Below are 17,162 nucleotides of genomic sequence, written 5' to 3' on the forward strand. Positions count from 1 at the left end.
ACTTTGGGAGATCAGCGATGAGCGAAGACGGTCCAGCTCCGAACGTGCGGAGCCGTCAGCTAGGCCGGGAACTGCGGAAATTGCGTGAGAAGGCCGGCATGACCCTCAAGGACGCGGCGAAGTTCGCCGGTCGCGAGCACCACGATCAGCCGGATCGAAGGCGGCTAGCAGACGATCCTGACGCGGAACGTGCGGCTGCTGTGCCAGTGCTACGACATCGGTGCGCCGATGCTCGACGCGCTGATCCGATTGGCGGAGGAATCCAACGAACGAGGCTGGTGGACGGACTTCAGCGACAGCCTCCCGGACTGGTTTGAATCCTTTGTCGGCCTCGAATCCGACGCCGGTCTTGCGGTACTCGCCGCACTTCATTGACGGCCTGCTGCAAACCCCGGAGTACGCAGCCGCCTTCTTGGAACTGGGTCCGAAGGCGACGGAGCAGAGCGTCAAGCAGCAAGTCGCCTCGACGAAGCGGCGCTGCGCTGGAAGGTTGGCTGCACCGATGCCATGCGCGACCAGATCCGCCACCTCGTGGCGCTCGCGGAGCGACCCAACATCACGATTCAGGTCGTTCCGTTCGACGCGGGCGCGTACCCCGGCATGCCGAGTCCGTATCACCTGCTGCGGTTGGCCGAGGGATTCGACGACATGGATGCCGTCTACCTGGAGAACCAGCGCGGCGCGGTCTGGATGGAGCGTCCCGCGGACATCAAGTACTACATCCGGCTCTTCGAGCGGATGATCGACGTCGCGCTTGCGCCGGATGAAACCGCGCATTTCATGGATAGCCTGGCTTCGTCCCTGTGAACACGTCTGAGGGAGAGGCGCGACGTGACGGATCTTTCCAGTGCCTTATGGCGAAAGAGCATGTACAGCACAGAGCAAGGCACTTGCGTGGAGTCGGCGTTGAACGTGCCGGGGGTTGGTGCCGTGCGGATTCGAAGGCTCCGGAGCAGGGGGTCTTGGTGTTCAGCCCGACCCAGCTGCGGGGGTTCCTCGCCGCAGCTGGGTCGGGCCGCTTCGACCTCTGATGAACGGGATCGGGTTACTCCATGGGTGGGCGGTCGTTGGCCGGCATTTCGGCCAGGGTGCCGTCCGCGAGGAGTTCGCTGATCGTTGCGGGGAGCACGAACGCCGTGCCGCCACCGGGCTGTTCGAACCACGGCACCGCGGTGCCGCGCATCGCCTGGAGCGGCCGCTGCACCCGGTACGCGAAGTACGAGCGGTTCGACCACTGCGGCGGCAGCGAACGGTGCGTATACGGCGTGCGGATCGTGTACGTGACGTTGCCGTTCGGCTCGCCGAACCGGTCCAGTTCGGTGCCCGGCTGCAACATCACGATCCGCCGGTCCCGGTACAGCGTCAGCGGCGGCTCACCGCTGAGCGGCTGGATCTGCTGCCCGCCCTGCGGCTGCCCAGCCTGCGGTTGACCAGCCTGCGGTTGACCTGGCTGCCCGCCCTGCGGCGGACGCGACAGCCCTGGCGGCGGTCCCTGCCGGTGCGGGCCGGCCATGCCGGGCCCGCCCGGGCCCGGGCGCCGCTCCGCGCCGCCGGCCGGGCCCTGAGCAGGACCTGGCGGCACCGGAGCGCCGCTTTCCCGGCGCGGCTGGCGCTTCGGCAGGGGCGGCGGCGCGCCCGGTCCGCCGACGGGCGGCTGCGCGGGCTGCCCGACCGGCGGCGACGGCGGTGCCGTCGGACCAGCCGGGGGCTGTGCGGGGCGGTCCAGCCTCGGTACGGACTGGAACCGGGTCATGTAGTCCCCGGCCTGGGCCGCGGGTTCCTGGCTCGATGGTTCCGGCGGCGCACCCGCCGGCTCCTGGTTCGCGGTGAACAGCGGGTTCGCCCCGCCGAGTTCCGGTTCCGGCGCCGAACGCTGCGGCAGATCGGCCGGTTCTGCCGGGGAGCGCTGCGGCAGGTCGGGAACTTCTGGAGCCGAGCGCTGCGGCAGATCGGCCGGTTCTGCCGGGGAGCGCTGCGGCAGGTCGGGAACTTCTGGAGCCGAGCGCTGCGGGAGGTCGAAGGCCTCCCGCAGGTCGGGAACTTCTGGAGCCGAGCGCTGCGGGAGGTCGAAAGCCTCGGGCGCGGAGCGCTGCGGCAGGTCGGGAACTTCCGGAGCCGAGCGCTGCGGGAGGTCGAAAGCCTCGGGCGCGGAGCGCTGCGGCAGGTCGGGAACTTCCGGCGCGGAGCGCTGCGGCAGGTCGGTCACCGGGACGGGGCCCGGCGCCGCAGCGATGGCGGGCCGGTCCATCAGGAGGCTGCCCAGCAGGTACGCGGCGGCGTGGTCGACGCGGGCGAACCGGACTTCCTCGCCGCCGTAGGAACCGGCGGTGACGACCCAGTCCGCGCCGTCCTCGATCAGGCAGCGGGCGTCCGGGCTGTGGCTGCCGATGCGGTAGCTGGCACCGTCCACCCGGTGGTCGGTGAGCCGGTCGTGCAGCTTGACCAGCACTTCCTGCGTGTCGGGCGCTACGGCCTCGTCGAGCACGTGCCGGGATCCGCCGGTCGGCTCGGCGCGCTCCTCCTCGGGCTCGTCGTCGAAGTCCGGCTCCGGAATGGGCTCCGGCCTGGCAGACGAGGTCTCCGGCTCGTCGTCGAGCCCGTCGTCGAGTCCGTCGTCGAGTTCGTCGACGGGCTGGTCGAGGAGCTCGCTGACCGCTGCGTCGCGGGTGACGTCGTCGACCTCGACGAGCTGGAAGCCGCGGCTGCGGATGTGCTCGACGAGTTCGGCTTCCGGCGGGACCCCGTACTGCGTCAGGTAGTACGGGGTGGCGCCCGGCCACAGCCAGGCGCCGTCGGTGTGCCAGGTGCCCGGCACCGAGGCGGCGCGCTCCGGGTCGAGCTGGTCCTCTTCGTCCTCGCGGGAGGCGAGCACGACCGGGGCGTTCTCCAGGTACTGGCGCAGCGCCGCGACTTCCTCGGCCGGGACCGGCTGGCGGTCGGCGACCACCGGGCGGCCCTGCTCGTCGTAGTCGTCGAAGACGTTGGCCACCTGGAACCCGTCGGCCGGTTCGGCGATCCCCGGCTCCGGGATCGGCGCCTGGGCGACAGCGGGTTCGGCGTCCACGAGTTTGGGGGCGGCGGGTTCGACCACCGGTGCCTCAGTGACCGGCGGCTCCACGGTCGACTGCTCGGCGGTCGGTGCTTCGGAGGTCTGGACAGGGGTGCCGTCGAAGCGCTCCCGCATCCAGTCCGGGACGTTCTCCTCGGCGCGCGGGTAGCGGCGCAGTTCGTCGACGTACGCGGCGCGCGGCAGCGGGCGCTGCCAGAGGGGCTCGGAATCGAAGTTGATGTCGATCCGATAGCTCGATGGACGTTCGACGACGTAGAGCGCGCTGAGCCAGGTGCCCACGTCGGGCCGGTACATGCCTTCGCGCAGGCGCTCGAAGATCTCCTGCAGTTCGATCGGCGGCTCCCAGGGGCGGGAACTGCCGTCTTGCGCGGCCACCTCACCCAGCAGGTCGTGGTACTCACCGGTGGCGCGGTACTCCACGGTGATCTCCTGCCAGTCCTCGGGAGCGCCCTGTAACAGCAGAACCCCGATCCTGCGGGCGATCTGCTCCTGCTCTTCCGGACTGATCGCTGTCGGACGCGACATGGGCGACATCCTCCCCCTCTCGACGAAGCAACCCGACTCCACCCCGGCCAAGACGCTACTCGACGCGGACCCGGTCATGTGAGTTGTGGGCGAGTTCAGCGCCGTTGATCCAGGACACGTGCGCACCTCCAAGATCCTCATCACATTGCGCGGTGATCTCGTCACGAGAGCCTGCCTGCTGGGCGGCCGGATGAACATCACACCACCAGGTGGATCGGACCAGCGGTGGTCCGGCCGAGGCGGATGGTCGACGAAATTCGGTAGCGGTACGGGCGTGCCAGACGCCAGAGTGAGTCGTGTGCTGCGTCCTTATCGACTTCTGGCGGCGGTTCCGAATGCGTCGAGCCTGATGGCGTTCAGCCTGCTCGGGCGCCTGCACATGCCGGCCCTGGCGATGGTGCTGGCCTTCCTGGTCGTCGACTGGACCGGGTCGTACGCCATCGGCGGCGTCATCGGGGCGACGGTCACGGCAGGTCAGGCCATCGCCGGACCGCTGCGCGGCCGGGCCGCCGATCGCAGTTCGGCGCCGCGCCTCCTAGTGGCGACCGGGCTGGGTTCCGGGCTCGGGATGGCGGCGATGGTCGTGGTGTCGCGCTGGGTGGATCCGGCGCAGTGGTGGCTGATGCTGCCGGTGGCGCTGCTCACGGGGCTGTCGCACCCGCCGATCACGCAGGTGGGTCGGGCGATCTGGCCGCGGCTGACCGATGGTCCGGCGCGGGAGGCGGCCTTCGCGGTGGAGGCGACGCTGCAGGAGCTGCTGTTCGTGATCACGCCGATGCTGGCGACGTTCGTGGTGGCCGCTTGGGGTCCGGTCGCCGCGATGTTGTCCTGCGCGGCCTGGGCGGCTCTCGGTGCGGCGATGTTCGCTGCTTCGCTGTTGCGCGCGGGGATGCGCGAGGCGCCGGGGGACGGCGCGCGCGGTGCCGGCAAGACCGGGTCGTTGTTCCGGGTGCCGGGTTTCACGTCGTTGCTGCTCTTCTTCGCGCTGCTGGTCGGCGGGTTGATCGCGGTGGACCTGATGCTCGTCGGCTGGGCCCGAGAGCGGGGCGCCCCGGAGCTGGCGGGGCTGCTGGCCATGGTGTGGGCGGTCGGTTCGCTGGCCGGTGGCCTGGTGTCGGGCGGTTTCGCGGCGCGCCCGCGGCTTTGGCTGCGCGTCCTGCTCGCCGCGCTCGGGCTCGCCGTCCTGGTGCCCGCTTTGCCGCCGATCGCCGATCCGGGTTCGCCGTGGTTGGTCGGTGCGATCTTGCTGGTCGGGGGCACCGCGATCGCGCCGACGCTGGCCGCTTGCAACGGGCGGCTGGCGGACCTGACGCCGGTCGAGCGGCGCAGCGAGGCGTTCGGCTGGATGGCCAGCGCGACGACGCTGGGCGGCGCGCTGGCCGCCCCGCTGGCGGGTTGGATGCTCGACATCTCAGGCCCGGCGGCGGCTGCCGCGGCGGCGGCCGGATTGGCGTTGCTGGGCTTCGGGTTTGTCGTACGTCACAGCGTTCGGGCATCGCGTGCGCTGCCGGGGACGGAGCAGACTTCGGTTACGTGACTGCTACTTCCGTGCGGCGAACGCATGACCGGCCGAAGACCCGGGAACGCGTGCTCGGCATGTTCGGCGCGGCCGGGGTCGGGATGCTGCTCGCCATCCAGGCGCGGATCAACGGCACGCTCGGAGCGCGGATGGACGACGGGATCGCCGCCGGGCTGATCTCGTTCCTGTGCGGTTTCGTCGTGCTCGTGGCGGCGACCTTCGTGATCCCGCAGGCGCGGCGCGGCTGGCGGAACCTCCGCGCCGAGCTGCGCAAACCGGATGGTCTGCGGCCATGGCAGTGCCTCGGGGGCGTGTGCGGCGGATATCTGGTGTTCACGCAGGGAATGGCGGCGACCGCGCTCGGCGTCGCGATGTTCACCGTCGCGGTGGTGGCCGGGCAGGTCAGTAGCGGGCTTGTGGTGGACCGGTTCGGATTGGGTCCGGCCGGGCCCCAGCACGTGACCCCGGCGCGGCTGTTCGGGGCCGGGCTGGCCGTGGTGGCGGTGGTGATCGCGGTGTCCACGCAGTTGGGAAGCGGTCAGGCGAGCTGGCTGGTGCTGCTGCCCGCTCTGGCCGGGATCGGGCTCGGCTTGCAGGCGGCGGTCAACGGCCGGATGAAGCAGGCCGTGGACTCCACGGTGTTCGCGGCGATGTTCAACTTCGGCGTCGGGATGACCGCCCTCGCGCTGGCGTTCGCGGTCGAGGTTGTGCTGCGCGGCCTGCCGCCGTTGCCGGCCGATGCGTGGCTCTACACCGGCGGTTTCCTGGGGACCTTGGTGATCGGCGGGTCGGTGGCGCTGGTGCGCTTCACCGGCGTGCTGGTGCTCAGCCTGGGCGTGATCGCCGGTCAGCTGGTCGGCGCGCTGCTGCTCGACGTGTTCGCCCCGGCCTCCGGTGCGGGCATCTCGACGTCCACGTTCCTCGGCGTGCTGCTCACGTTGGTGGCCGTCGGCGTGGCGGCAATGCCGGACCGGGCGGGACGGTCCGCGCGCCGTCTGCCACGATGAACAGCCGTGAGCGCGACGATTCTGGACGGCAAGGCCACCAAGGACGCGATTTTCGACGAGCTGCGGCCCCGGGTCGCCCGGCTCGTCGAGCAGGGGCACGCACCAGGGCTGGCCACAGTGCTGGTCGGGGACGACCCCGGCTCGCAGTCTTACGTGCGTGCCAAGCACAACGACTGCGCCAAGGTCGGCATCAAGTCGATCCGCAAGGACCTGCCCGCCGACGTCAGTCAGGCCGACGTCGAGGCGGTGCTGGACGAGCTCAACGCCGACCCGGCCTGTACCGGCTACATCGTGCAGCTGCCGCTGCCCAAGCACCTCGACGCCGGGCCGCTGCTTGAGCGCATCGCGCCGGAGAAGGACGCGGACGGGCTGCACCCGATCAGCCTGGGGCGCCTGGTGCTCGGCGAGGAGGCACCGCTGCCGTGCACCCCGCGCGGCATCATCGAGTTGCTGCGCCGCTACGACGTGCCACTGAACGGTGCGCAGGTCGCGGTCATCGGCCGCGGCATCACCGTCGGCCGCCCGATCGGCCTGCTGCTCACGCGGCGCAGCGAGAACGCCACGGTCACGCTCTGCCACACCGGGACCAGGGATCTCGCCGAGGAGGTGCGCCGCGCGGACATCGTCATCGCGGCGGCAGGCAAGCCGCACCTGATCACGGCGGACATGGTCAAGCCGGGCGCGGCGGTGCTCGACGTCGGCGTGAGCCGCACCGACGCCGGGCTGGCCGGGGACGTGCACCCGGATGTCGTGCAGGTCGCCGGGTTCGTGTCGCCCAACCCCGGCGGGGTCGGGCCGATGACCCGCGCGATGCTGCTGACCAACGTCGTCGAGGCGGCGGAGCGCAACGTCGGCTGATCCGTGCCGGGGGTGCCCCCGGGTAGAGTTCACCACCACGGGAGGAACGGCGTGAGCGAACGGTTCGGCGACGGGTCGCGCCTTTCGGTGCACGTGCCGTTCGGCCTGGTGCTGCTGGGCGTGCTGATCGGGCTCCTGCTGATCGCCCTGGGGCATTGGCGGCGGGGTTCGGTGCTGCTCGGTGTTGCGCTGCTGGTCGCGGCGGCGATGCGCGGCATGGTCCCGCAGGAGCGGGCCGGGTTGTTGGCGATCCGCAGCAGAGCTGTGGACGTCCTGCTCTACAGCGGGTTCGGGCTGGTGATCATCGCTGTGGCGATGACCATCAAGGGCGGGCTGCTGGGCTGAGCGCCGTGCGCATCGACCATCGGGCGGATCAGCCGGTTCGCAGCGGAATTCCCGAGCACGGCCGGATTCCGCGCTACTCCGCGGTGAAGATCGAGCTGCTCGATCGAGGAGCTGGGCGAGGGTGCCGCGCTGCCCGCGGAGCGGGAGCTCGCCGAGCGCTTCGGGGTGTCGCGGGTGACGCTGCGGCAGGCGGTCACGGAGCTGATGCTCGAAGGCCGGCTGATGCGCCGGCAGGGCAGCCGCACCGCCGTCGCGCCGCCGAAACTCGTGCAGCCGTTGGCGTTGACCAGCGCACCGAGGGCGTTCGGGCGCAGGGCCTGGAGCCCGGCCGGACAGTGATCACAGTGGAGTCGTGGGCGGCGGATCCGCGCCTGGCCGCCGATCTCGGGCTGTCGCCGGGGGACGACGTGGTACATCTGGAGCGGGTGCTGCTCGCCGAGGGCGAGCGCGTCGGGCTGGAGTCGAGCTACCTGCCGAAGCGGCGCTTTCCGGAGCTGCTGGGGGAGTTCGACCCGTCGGGCTCGTTGTACGCGTTTCTGCAGGAGAAGCTGGGCGTGCGGTTCGGCGAAGCCGAGGAGCGCATCGAGACGGTGCTCGCGACGCCGCGCGAGGCGCTGCTGATCGGCACCAACCCGGCGACGCCGATGATCCTTCTGCGCCGGCGGTCGTGGACCCCGGACGGCGAGCCGATCGAGCGGGTCCACTCCCTGTTCCGCGGCTCCCTGTTCTGCGGCGACCGCTTCAGCTTCGTCACCCGCCTCCGCAACTGAAACCCCTTCTCGCAGCCGGGTTCCCGCTGCCAGGCATTGCGCCGCGCCACCGTCCGTCAGCTGGTCCGGGCCATCGCCGCGAGGCGGCGGGCGAGCAGGGCGGCGGCCGCCCGCAGGTCAACGCCCGTGGGTGGTTTTGGTTGCTATAGAAGCTGTTTTGGAAGTGATCGTCCGAGGCGCGTTAGGGCGGGCTTGTGCTTTTGAAGCGGCGCAGCCGCTTAGCCGGCCCCGCAGCTTGCACCGCCGCGGGTTCGCAGAGGGCGCCTGGGAGTGGCCTGGCTCTGCCGCACCAACCGCTGTGAAGCGAACGGACCGTTCACCTCCATAGGAGCCTGTTGCGTTTTCGGCGAAAACGGCTGAACCGAAGTACCAAATCAGTCTCGATCGCCGCCGCTTGTCCGCCAGTGGCCATCTCAGCCGTGATCGATCGATCACGGTCCGTAATGGGCGTAATTTTGCAACAGGCTCATAGACGGCACAAACGGTCCGTTCGCTTCACACCAGCACCTTCCAAAACAGCCCCTACCGCAGCCCAAAGTGCTCACGGGCGGTTAGCAGCCGAAACGTCAGCCCGGGCTACTCCCACCAGAAGGACCAGGTGCGGCGGCCGCGGATCTCCTGGGCGTAGGCCCCGATGGTGCCCGTCTCCTGGATGATCCGGTCCGGGCAGAAGGTCCAGTGCTCCGCGGCGACCGCTGCGGCGTGGTCCGGGTCCTGCGGAGGCGCCGCCACGCTTAGGTCGAGCCGGTCCGGGCCTAGGCGCAACAAGCGCGCCCCGAAGCGCTCCTCCCAGCTGCGGGCCATCGCCGAAAGCCCCGCCGTCCGCGACACGTGGTTCGCCGCGCCCGACCAGCCCAGCGCCGTCAGTACGTCCGCGCCGCGCTGAACCGGGACCAGTGCGAGCCGGGTGTCGGCGTCGATGAAGCGCGGCAACTGCTGGTTGGCCAGGACATCCGGGTCCGCCAGCAGGTTCCCGCCCCGCGCCGGTCCCGGGCACGCGTAATCGAACGGGGCCAGCACTTCCAGGTCGTACGCTGGTCCCAGGTCGTCGTCGGCCTGCACCAGGCCGTCCCAGATCCGGACCATCACGTCGACGACCCGCCAGCGATCGATGTGCTCGAGCGGTTCCGGCGGCACGACACCGACGGTGCACCGCTCCCCGTAGACCTCGTCGCTATCGCACAGCAGCAGCGGCAACAAGCCGGTGAGGCTGTGCTCGGCTCGGAGGGCGGCGATCAACTGCGGCACCGGGGCGGCGTCGCTGATCCAGCACAGTGGGGTGGGGTTGTCGCTGAGAGCGGTCTGCTCGGTCAGCACCTCACCTGGCGGTAGCGGGACGGAAACCGCTGCACCGGTGCCGAAAACAGCGGACAGGTCGGCAGGAGCCCCCGCTTGCCGGTCGTCTCGCAACACTTCACCGCCTCCTAGCCAAACGCCCCTCGTCGCGGACCACCTTAGAGGCAGGCCTGGGCCTGTTTCCGCGGCGGTGCGCGCGCGAGGCCTAGGCGCGATCCGGCGAAAGGCCGGGGACGAGCACGATTCGCCCGGTCTCGGTGCCCGCCATGTGCAGGTCCAGGGCGCGCGCCGCGGATTCCAGTGGCAGCCGGCGGGCGACCAGGGGCCGCAACTGTCCACTGGCGACCATTCGGAGCAGCTTCGCGAGATCCGTTCGGAACTGGGCGTTCGGCTTGACGTAGTACATGCGCATCCGGCGGCCGCCCGTGCGCCCGAACAGCCGCGCCAGCTCCCAGCCGGCGAGCCGCCGCCCCAGGCCGAGGTAGGGCAGCCACCACGGTCCGTCGTCGTGCAGCGTCGCCGAACTGCCGTAGGCGTGCAGGGAGCCGCCGGGCGTGAGGAGTCGCCACGACCGATCCAGGCTCGCCGGACCGAGCGGGTCGAAGATGGCGTCCACGCCGCCGGGCGCGAGCTCCGCGACGCGGCTCCCGACGTCCTCGGTGCGGTGGTCGATCAGCTCCACCGCGATCTCCCGCAGCGCTTCGTGCCGACCAGCGGAGGCCGTTCCGATCACGCGGACCCCGGCGGCGACGCTGAGCTGGGCAAGCAGGATGCCGACCCCGCCGCCGACGCCGTGCACGAGCACCGTCTGTCCACGTCGGACTTTCGCCGCGCGGTGCAGCAGCTGCCAGGCCGTGACGCCGTTGAGCACCACCGAGACCGCCGTCGCGGCGTCGATGTCGTCGGGCACGGGAACCAGTTCGCTGTCGCGCACTTCGACGTATTCGGCCCACGCGCCGGTGCGCGGCATCGCCGCGACCCGCTGGCCGGGACGCCAAGAGGTCACCGCCGAACCGACCGCGACGACCTCGCCGACCAGGTCGTAGCCGGGCACGAACGGGAACTTCGGCTGTGCCGGGTAGCGCCCGCGCAGCATCTGGACCTCGGCGAAGGCCACCCCGGCGGCCTCGACGCGAACCAGCACGCCGTGCGGCCCGGGCGCGAGCGGCGCGCTGCGGCGCGTGGTGACGACTTCGGTCCCGCCGAGGCCGGTCAGCACGATCTCGGTGCCGCTGGTGGGGATGGTCATGGACGCCTCCTGTTAGAGCTAATTCTGTCCGTTAGAGCTTCTAACACAACTATGAGGCTGTTACGGTTGGGCTGTCAAGCGGAGGAGGCAGGGCATGGAAGCAGCGCCGCGCAGCCCGCGCGAGCGGTTCCGGGAGCAGACCCGCGGCGAGGCCAAGCGGGTCGCGCTGGAGCAGCTCGCCGAATCGGGGCCGGAGGGGATCTCGGTGAACGCGATCGCGAAGCGGATGGGCATCACCGGCCCCGCGCTCTACCGGTACTTCGAGAACCGGGACGCGCTGCTGACGGACCTGATCGTGGACGCCTACCGGGACCTCGGCGACGCGATGGACGACGTGGTGCAGGCGAACCGGCGGAAGGCACCCGCGACGAGGTTCCGCGAGCTCGCCGCGCGGTTCCGGTCGTGGGCCCTGGAGCAGCCGAGCCGGTACCTGCTGCTGTTCGGCACGCCCGTGCCGGGCTTCCGGGCCCCGGAACTCACCATCGACCTCGCCGACCGGGCGATCCGGCCGCTCCTCGACGTGTTCGCCGACCTGGCCCCCGACGGGCTACCCGGGGAGCGCACGATCCTGGACCGGCAGCTGACGGCCTGGCGCGAGCTGCGCGGCGGGCCGGCCGCACCGCCGGCTGTCCTGCAACGCGGACTGCATGCGTGGTCGCGCATGCACGGCCTGGTCAGCCTGGAAGTGGAGGGGCAGTTCGTCGCCATGGGCGTCGATCCGGAGCTGTTGTTCCGGGCGGAGGTGGAGTCGATCCTCGCCCAGCCCTGGCAGTAGAGGCTGTTCCCGAACTCGTTTGCCTGGAGGTCTGGTGGCCTGGCGGGAGGGGATGTGGTGCCGCCCCGCCAAGTGGTGTGAAGCCTGACGCAGGTTCCGGGTTGCTGGTGTGAAGCGAACGGCCTGCTCGCCTTGGTAGGCGGCGCGAACGGTCCGTTCGCTTCAACCAGCACATTCCCAACAGCCTCTACAGCCCAGCCGAGGCGCTCGCCGCGGGCGCGCCCGATTTCCGCCGGGACGTCGGGGCCCGTAGGCGGGCATCATGGACCTGTGGCGGCGTGAGTGTGCGTGCACCGCTCGCCTGACGTCGAGCAGCGGTCGTGCCCGCCGCCTGCGCAGTCCGCTTGCCGCGATTTGCGGGGTCAGTCGCCCTCGCGGGGACGCGGCGCCTCGATCGAGCAATCGCCGCCCGGGTACACCAGGCCTTCGTGGCCGTCCCTGAACCGCACCTTGTACGGCGGGGCGCCGTCCTCGCCGAGGACTTCCAGGATCTCGGCGAGCTTGTCGGCCTCGTCGACGTGCCTGCTGTGCACGTGCAGTTGGTCGCCTACGGCTGCTTTCATCACCCATCACCTCCGCGGTCCCAGACTAGGTGACCGAGGCCACGCCGCGCATCGGGTGAGCCGCGGAGGTGATGGGCCGTTTCGTCAGTTGCCGATCTGCGAGCAGGTGGTGGTCACCTGCCGGTACTTCTCGAGCTGGGTGCTGGTCCACTCCGCGCTCGACTCCAGCGTGATCTCGCCGGAGGCGACCTGCTGCACGGACCGCTGGACGTCGATCAGGTTCTGCCGCAGCGTCTGGTCGGCCGTCTGATCGACCAGCTGGCGCAGTTCTTCGGCCTTCGCTTGCGCGTCGGCCTGCGCCTGCTTCGGGTCGGCGAAGTTGGGCATGAAGCTCGCGACGTTGATCGCCCGCAGGCAGGCCGACGCCGCGTCCAGGTTGTCCTGCGCCTGCTGGAGCTGCTCGTCGGCATTCTGCAGGTTCTGCCGGGCTTCCTGGACCTCGCCGCACGCGGCGAGGCCGATCAGCAGCGGCAACGACAGCGCTGCCACCACGAACCGCTTTCGAGCTCGCATCTTCCCTCCGGGGCTTCGGGCGGCGCCGGTGTGATTGCCGCTCTTGTACCCTATCGGCCCCGGAATGAGCGATGGGCGAAATGTCGCATCCTGCGGTGCCCGACGTCGCTATTCGAAGCGAACGGCCTGTTCGCGCCACCTGGAGCCGGTCGCAAAATTACGCCCATCACGGACCGTGATCGATCGATGCGGCTGAGGCGGCCACTGGCGGAGGAACGGCGGCGATCGAGACTGATTTGGAACTTCGGTTCAGCCGTTTTCGCCGAAAACGCAACAGGCTCCCTGATGGCGCGAACGGTCCGTTCGCTCCCTCAGGGAGGCTCGCGCAGGGGTCAGGACGGGGCAATCCAGGCCATGACCTCGGGCGGCAGGTCGAGCTGGGCGAGCCACGGGGCCGCGCCGACGCGGTAGAGGGCGACCGCGCTGAAAACCACGGCGGCGATCGTCAGGCCCGGGCCGACCAGCACCATCTCCACCTTCCCGCCGGTCCTCATCCGCAGCGCCTTCGGCGGGGCGACCGGGTACCAGGTCATGCCGCTCAGCGGCACCGGCCAGAGCATCGGGCAACCCTGCTCGGTGATCGCGTCGCCGAAGAAGTGCGCTATGCAGCCGATCATCACCGCCACCCCGAAGGCCGCGGCGTTGGTGGGCTGGTCGTCGGCCCAGGCCCAGCAGGCGATGGTGAGCAGCACCGAGGCCACGGTGATCAGTAGCGCGTCCTTGCCGGAGGACCAGGTGTGCAGCAGCCCGCGGACCGCAAGCCCGGCGAAGAAGAACATCAGCACGCCGAGCGCGGCGCCCTCGCTGGTCTGCGCGATCGCCGTGGTGATCAGCCCGGCGAGCACCGCAAAGACGATGGTGTGCGTGAAGCCGCGGTGGGTGCCTTCCCGGTCGCTGTCGTGCTTGGTGCGGGTGAGGCGGTAGATGAAGCCGCTGAAGCCGCTGATCCCGGCCGACGCGCCGCGGGAGACGGCGCCGAAGGTGCTGGCCACCGTCGACTTGGGGTGGTCGATGTCGGGCAGCAGCGCGGCCCCGGCGGAAAGAGTTGCGCCGACCACCCAGGTCTTCGGGGATAATTGCCCCAGCGTGTGCGTGTCGGCCAGGGCGGTCACTGCCGCCCAAGCGGCGACACCGCTCATCGCGTGCGTCGGTCCAGTCGACACGGGCCCCTCCAATATCAGCCAACCAAAGATCGTTCGATCGAGTGTCGAGCCTAGAAGAAGATCACGACACAGGGCGCGCATCACGAACAGTGGCGCATCGCGCGTCCGAGCGGGTGGTGGTGGGCGACGGGGACAGGGCACAATCGAGGCCGATAGCAGTACGCTTGTACCGCTTGCATTCTCGCGAGAGGAGCACCCCGCCACATGAGCAAGATCAAGGTCCAGGGCACCGTAGCCGAGCTCGACGGCGATGAGATGACCAGGATCATCTGGTCCTTCATCAAGGACAAGCTGATCCACCCGTACCTGGACATCAACCTCGACTACTACGACCTCGGCATCGAGCACCGGGATGCCACCGACGACCAGGTCACGGTCGATGCGGCCAACGCCATCGCCAAGCACGGCGTCGGCGTGAAGTGCGCCACCATCACCCCGGACGAAGCCCGCGTGGAGGAGTTCGGCCTGAAGAAGATGTGGCGGAGCCCGAACGGGACGATCCGCAACATCCTCGGCGGCGTCATCTTCCGCGAGCCGATCGTGATCTCCAACATCCCGCGCTACGTGCCGACCTGGACGAAGCCGATCGTCATCGGCCGTCACGCGCACGGCGACCAGTACAAGGCCACCGACTTCAAGGTCCCCGGCCCGGGCACCGTCACCGTCACCTTCACCCCGGAGGACGGTGGCGAGCCGATCGAGTTCGAGATCGCCAAGTTCGGTGCGGACGGCGGCGTCGCGATGGCGATGTACAACTACCGCAAGTCCATCGAGGAGTTCGCACGCGCGTCCCTCCGCTACGGGCTCGATCGCGGCTACCCGGTTTACATGTCGACCAAGAACACGATCCTCAAGGCCTACGACGGCATGTTCAAGGACGTGTTCCAGGAGATCTTCGACAACGAGTACAAGGCCGAGTTCGACGCCAAGGGCATCACCTACGAGCACCGGCTGATCGACGACATGGTGGCCAGCGCCCTGAAGTGGGAGGGCGGCTACGTCTGGGCCTGCAAGAACTACGACGGTGACGTGCAGTCCGACACCGTGGCGCAGGGCTTCGGCTCGCTGGGCCTGATGACCTCGGTCCTGATGACCGCCGACGGCAAGGTGGAGGCCGAGGCCGCGCACGGCACGGTGACCCGCCACTACCGCCAGCACCAGCAGGGCAAGCCGACCTCGACGAACCCGATCGCGTCGATCTTCGCCTGGACCCGGGGCCTGCAGCACCGCGGCAAGCTGGACTCGACTCCGGAGGTCGTCGGCTTCGCCGACACCCTGGAGAAGGTCGTCATCGAGACCGTCGAGAGCGGCAAGATGACCAAGGACCTGGCGCTGCTCGTCGGCGGCGACCAGGCGTTCCAGACCACCGAGGAGTTCCTCGCGACGCTGGACGAGAACCTCCAGAAGAAGATGGCCGACCGCTGATCTTCGGCACCTGGTGAGAACGCCGTCCCCCTTGCGGGGGGCGGCGTTTCGGTTTTCCGGGTGTCAGGGGCGGAAGCGCAGAACTCGTTGCCCTCCGCAATACCCAACTTGTGACATCTTTTCTGCCACTGGACCCTGTGGTGCGGAAACAATCGTTGAGTACCACCGCGCCCGCCGCGAGATGCTGGCCCGGCTGCTCGGGCTAACCAAGGAGTTATCGCCGGCAGCGGGCCTTGCGCTCCCTGGTATGGGCTGGGAGATGGGGAAACAGGTGCTTGACGTGAAACGCGGCGATTGCGAGCAGCTGTTCGGCGATGTGCCCAAATTCCAGCCGATGCTAGGCAAACGTCAGTGCGCAGTTGTGCAGAGCTACATGGCGATGATTCCCACACGCATCTATGGGCTCGACTTCATCGTCATGATGTACGAGACGAGCGGGATCATCGAGCTGGAGAGGAAGCGATGTGGCCCTGGCGAGAAGCTAAAGATGGCTCCGCTGATCGAGGCGACGTTCTTCACGCTGGTTGAGGACATCAGCTGCGTGTATACGGCGCTTCTTCTAACCCGCGCCCGGCCGTGGTCGTACTACCGCAGGCTGCGGGCATTCGCCCGACGGCTAGATGAAGTCAACAAGAGGCTGCCAAACTTCTCCTCACTGCCTGAGAATCAAGCGGCCTGACGCGTGTCCTTCTGTGCGCGAGGGGTTGGTATCGCCCCTACCCGCCAAGGCGACTGCGTACGGACCAAACCCGCCGAATCCAGACCGTACGTCCCGTATTGCAGTTAAGCCACTGATTCACAGCGGCTGGCTGCTGGTCCGCAACGCGATCATGGCCGTGCGCATCGCCTGGCTCGCGCTGAGCATCGCCTTCGCCACGTCACCGATCGGCTTCCTCATCGCCCTGGTGGCCGGACTGGTCGCCGGGGTCATCTACGCCTGGAACAACTTCGAGGGCTTCCGCACCGTCGTGCTCACCTGCTGGCAGGCCATCCAGGACGCGGCGCTGTGGGCCTGGAACAACGGGATCAAGCCCGCCCTGGACAGGGATCGTCGCCGGAGCGCTGGCGGTCGGCTCGGCGGCCGTGTGGCTCTGGCAGAACGTGATCCGCCTGCGCCTGGTGGTCCAGCGCGTCCCAACGCGAGGTCCTTGAATCGTGCGGCCATGCCAGCGATTCAACCGGGCTACAGCGCGCGCTCGAACGCCGGGTGGGCGACACCCGAGGCGTTGAACCGGGCGTGCCGACGGGTGCTCCGGGTTCCGTCGCCGCTTCCGGCGTCGGACGCTGTGCCTTGGACGACCGTGGTCGACCAGGGAGGTATGCCATGTTCCTGCTGCCCCGCTCGTTGCTGCTCATCGGCGCCGGTGTCCTCGGGGTGAGCTACCTGATCGGCACCGGACAGGCCGGCAGCGGATTCGGCGGACCCGAGCCGTGCACCTTCCGGGTCACCGCCGACGTGCTCAACGTCCGCTCCGGTCCCAGCTCTGCGAACGCCCGGGTGGGCGAGCTGCGCCAGGGCGCGGAGGTGGCCGCGACGCCAAACGTGGTCGGCGGCTTCCGCGATCTCGGCGACGCGCGCTGGGCCGCCACCGAGTTCTTGACCCCAGCGCCGGACAGCACCTGCGGCCCCTGACGGTACCCGCGGCGGCCGCGCATCGTTCACCCCATGACACGTGTTCGCGCTGACGGGGAGAGCCGATGCCGTACAAGTACAAGGTCGTGGAGCTCCGGGAAAAGTGGCTCGGCGGCAAGATGTCCGGCGACAAGCTGGAGCGGGCCCTCAACGACCATGCCGCCGACGGTTGGCAGCTGAAGGCGATCACTGGTGCGGACGTCAAGGGCCGGCTGGGCCCGGGTGGCGTCGAGGGTCTGCTGGTCACCTTCGAGCGCCAGGTGTGAGGGCGGGGTGGTGCACGGCCGCGCTGGGGGCTCCGCTAGGCTGGTGCCTGCAAGCGGCCGGGCCGCTCGGCGCGATTAGCTCAGCGGGAGAGCACTACCTTGACACGGTAGGGGTCACTGGTTCAATCCCAGTATCGCGCACCAGCTCTCGCAGTTCGGAGCCCCTGTCGACGCACGTCGGCGGG

16 protein-coding genes, 1 tRNA gene and 2 pseudogenes are annotated in these 17,162 nt (G+C 69.6%); 13 read left to right on the forward strand and 6 right to left on the reverse strand.

The genetic code is table 11. The annotated features are described in order from the left end of the window. Positions 1–228: 228 nt before the first annotated feature. Positions 229–375: a hypothetical protein gene (locus tag DL519_RS47570; protein ID WP_223839898.1), complete on the forward strand. Its 147-nt coding sequence runs from the start codon at positions 229–231 to the stop codon at positions 373–375. Then, positions 350–807, forward strand: a pseudogene (locus tag DL519_RS47580) (DUF5753 domain-containing protein). Before DL519_RS47570 ends, DL519_RS47580 begins: the two are co-directional and overlap by 26 nt. Positions 808–1,045: 238 nt before the next feature. Here DL519_RS47580 and DL519_RS34260 read toward each other — a convergent pair. Further along, positions 1,046–3,595: a TNT domain-containing protein gene (locus DL519_RS34260; RefSeq protein ID WP_190820978.1), complete on the reverse strand. Its 2,550-nt coding sequence runs from the start codon at positions 3,593–3,595 to the stop codon at positions 1,046–1,048. A 349-nt stretch (positions 3,596–3,944) separates the two neighbouring features. On the opposite strand from DL519_RS34260, the gene DL519_RS34265 reads away from it, so the two are divergent. The 5 genes and pseudogenes from DL519_RS34265 (at position 3,945) to DL519_RS34285 (ending at position 8,094) form a co-directional block, all read left to right on the forward strand. Then, positions 3,945–5,132, forward strand: a complete 1,188-nt coding sequence (locus tag DL519_RS34265) for an MFS transporter (RefSeq protein WP_190820980.1) — start codon at positions 3,945–3,947, stop codon at positions 5,130–5,132. Further along, complete coding sequence (locus DL519_RS34270; protein WP_223839901.1) at positions 5,129–6,121, forward strand: DMT family transporter; 993 nt, start codon at positions 5,129–5,131, stop codon at positions 6,119–6,121. The genes DL519_RS34265 and DL519_RS34270 overlap by 4 nt, the downstream gene beginning before the upstream one ends. A 6-nt stretch (positions 6,122–6,127) precedes the next feature. Beyond that, complete coding sequence (locus DL519_RS34275) at positions 6,128–6,979, forward strand: bifunctional methylenetetrahydrofolate dehydrogenase/methenyltetrahydrofolate cyclohydrolase (protein ID WP_190820982.1); 852 nt, start codon at positions 6,128–6,130, stop codon at positions 6,977–6,979. Positions 6,980–7,030: 51 nt separating this feature from the next. Continuing rightward, the gene (locus DL519_RS34280; protein ID WP_010315983.1) at positions 7,031–7,324 is read left to right on the forward strand and encodes a DUF3017 domain-containing protein; all 294 of its coding nucleotides are present in this window, start codon (positions 7,031–7,033) and stop codon (positions 7,322–7,324) included. Continuing rightward, positions 7,321–8,094 (forward strand): annotated as a pseudogene (locus DL519_RS34285) (GntR family transcriptional regulator). The gene DL519_RS34280 and the pseudogene DL519_RS34285 overlap by 4 nt, the downstream one beginning before the upstream one ends. Before the next feature lie 576 nt (positions 8,095–8,670). Here DL519_RS34285 and DL519_RS34290 read toward each other — a convergent pair. Together DL519_RS34290 and DL519_RS34295 are read right to left on the reverse strand one after the other, a co-directional pair. Further along, positions 8,671–9,507, reverse strand: a complete 837-nt coding sequence (locus DL519_RS34290; RefSeq protein ID WP_190820985.1) for a DUF4253 domain-containing protein — start codon at positions 9,505–9,507, stop codon at positions 8,671–8,673. An 88-nt stretch (positions 9,508–9,595) separates the two neighbouring features. Beyond that, on the reverse strand, positions 9,596–10,639 hold the full coding sequence (locus tag DL519_RS34295; RefSeq protein WP_190820987.1) for a medium chain dehydrogenase/reductase family protein: 1,044 nt from the start codon (positions 10,637–10,639) through the stop codon (positions 9,596–9,598). A gap of 94 nt (positions 10,640–10,733) precedes the next feature. Here DL519_RS34295 and DL519_RS34300 point away from each other — a divergent pair, with 94 nt between their 5' ends. Then, on the forward strand, positions 10,734–11,414 hold the full coding sequence (locus DL519_RS34300) for a TetR/AcrR family transcriptional regulator (RefSeq protein ID WP_190820989.1): 681 nt from the start codon (positions 10,734–10,736) through the stop codon (positions 11,412–11,414). Positions 11,415–11,776: 362 nt separating this feature from the next. Here DL519_RS34300 and DL519_RS34305 read toward each other — a convergent pair whose 3' ends face one another. The 3 genes from DL519_RS34305 to DL519_RS34315 form a co-directional block, all read right to left on the reverse strand. Next, positions 11,777–11,977 carry a DUF1918 domain-containing protein gene (locus DL519_RS34305; protein WP_190820990.1) on the reverse strand — a complete coding sequence of 67 codons (201 nt, stop codon included), beginning with the start codon at positions 11,975–11,977 and terminating at the stop codon, positions 11,777–11,779. A gap of 84 nt (positions 11,978–12,061) precedes the next feature. Then, positions 12,062–12,490: a hypothetical protein gene (locus DL519_RS34310; protein WP_190820992.1), complete on the reverse strand. Its 429-nt coding sequence runs from the start codon at positions 12,488–12,490 to the stop codon at positions 12,062–12,064. Positions 12,491–12,822: 332 nt separating this feature from the next. Beyond that, positions 12,823–13,653 carry a metal-dependent hydrolase gene (locus DL519_RS34315; RefSeq protein ID WP_190820994.1) on the reverse strand — a complete coding sequence of 277 codons (831 nt, stop codon included), beginning with the start codon at positions 13,651–13,653 and terminating at the stop codon, positions 12,823–12,825. Between the two features lie 204 nt (positions 13,654–13,857). Between DL519_RS34315 and DL519_RS34320 the strand changes: the two genes are divergently transcribed. The 5 genes from DL519_RS34320 to DL519_RS34340 all read left to right on the forward strand — a co-directional run bounded on the left by DL519_RS34320 (position 13,858) and on the right by DL519_RS34340 (position 17,121). Further along, positions 13,858–15,078, forward strand: a complete 1,221-nt coding sequence (locus DL519_RS34320) for an NADP-dependent isocitrate dehydrogenase (RefSeq protein ID WP_190820996.1) — start codon at positions 13,858–13,860, stop codon at positions 15,076–15,078. Positions 15,079–15,259: 181 nt separating this feature from the next. Then, positions 15,260–15,757 (forward strand): hypothetical protein, encoded by a 498-nt coding sequence (locus tag DL519_RS34325; RefSeq protein ID WP_223839902.1) that lies wholly within the window; start codon positions 15,260–15,262, stop codon positions 15,755–15,757. A gap of 645 nt (positions 15,758–16,402) precedes the next feature. Then, a complete protein-coding gene (locus tag DL519_RS34330; protein ID WP_190820999.1) occupies positions 16,403–16,711 on the forward strand; it encodes an SH3 domain-containing protein in 309 nt (102 codons plus the stop codon). Between the two features lie 65 nt (positions 16,712–16,776). Then, complete coding sequence (locus DL519_RS34335) at positions 16,777–16,977, forward strand: DUF4177 domain-containing protein (protein ID WP_190821001.1); 201 nt, start codon at positions 16,777–16,779, stop codon at positions 16,975–16,977. 69 nt (positions 16,978–17,046) lie between these two features. Beyond that, positions 17,047–17,121 (forward strand) — tRNA-Val (locus DL519_RS34340). Positions 17,122–17,162 lie beyond the last annotated feature (41 nt).

Source organism: Saccharopolyspora pogona (assembly GCF_014697215.1).
GTDB classification, from domain to species: domain Bacteria; phylum Actinomycetota; class Actinomycetes; order Mycobacteriales; family Pseudonocardiaceae; genus Saccharopolyspora; species Saccharopolyspora hattusasensis.

Bases quoted from the DNA above. Each gene is read 5' to 3' on its own strand.
- DL519_RS34295 (WP_190820987.1), bottom strand. From the start codon at position 10,639: ATGACCATCCCCACCAGCGGCACCGAGATCGTGCTGACCGGCCTCGGC.
- DL519_RS47570 (WP_223839898.1), top strand. From the start codon at position 229: ATGCTCGACGCGCTGATCCGATTGGCGGAGGAATCCAACGAACGAGGC.
- DL519_RS34320 (WP_190820996.1), top strand. From the start codon at position 13,858: ATGAGCAAGATCAAGGTCCAGGGCACCGTAGCCGAGCTCGACGGCGAT.
- DL519_RS34325 (WP_223839902.1), top strand. From the start codon at position 15,260: ATGCTGGCCCGGCTGCTCGGGCTAACCAAGGAGTTATCGCCGGCAGCG.
- DL519_RS34305 (WP_190820990.1), bottom strand. From the start codon at position 11,977: ATGAAAGCAGCCGTAGGCGACCAACTGCACGTGCACAGCAGGCACGTC.
- DL519_RS34310 (WP_190820992.1), bottom strand. From the start codon at position 12,490: ATGCGAGCTCGAAAGCGGTTCGTGGTGGCAGCGCTGTCGTTGCCGCTG.
- DL519_RS34265 (WP_190820980.1), top strand. From the start codon at position 3,945: ATGGCGTTCAGCCTGCTCGGGCGCCTGCACATGCCGGCCCTGGCGATG.
- DL519_RS34260 (WP_190820978.1), bottom strand. From the start codon at position 3,595: ATGTCGCGTCCGACAGCGATCAGTCCGGAAGAGCAGGAGCAGATCGCC.
- DL519_RS34330 (WP_190820999.1), top strand. From the start codon at position 16,403: ATGTTCCTGCTGCCCCGCTCGTTGCTGCTCATCGGCGCCGGTGTCCTC.
- DL519_RS34300 (WP_190820989.1), top strand. From the start codon at position 10,734: ATGGAAGCAGCGCCGCGCAGCCCGCGCGAGCGGTTCCGGGAGCAGACC.
- DL519_RS34335 (WP_190821001.1), top strand. From the start codon at position 16,777: ATGCCGTACAAGTACAAGGTCGTGGAGCTCCGGGAAAAGTGGCTCGGC.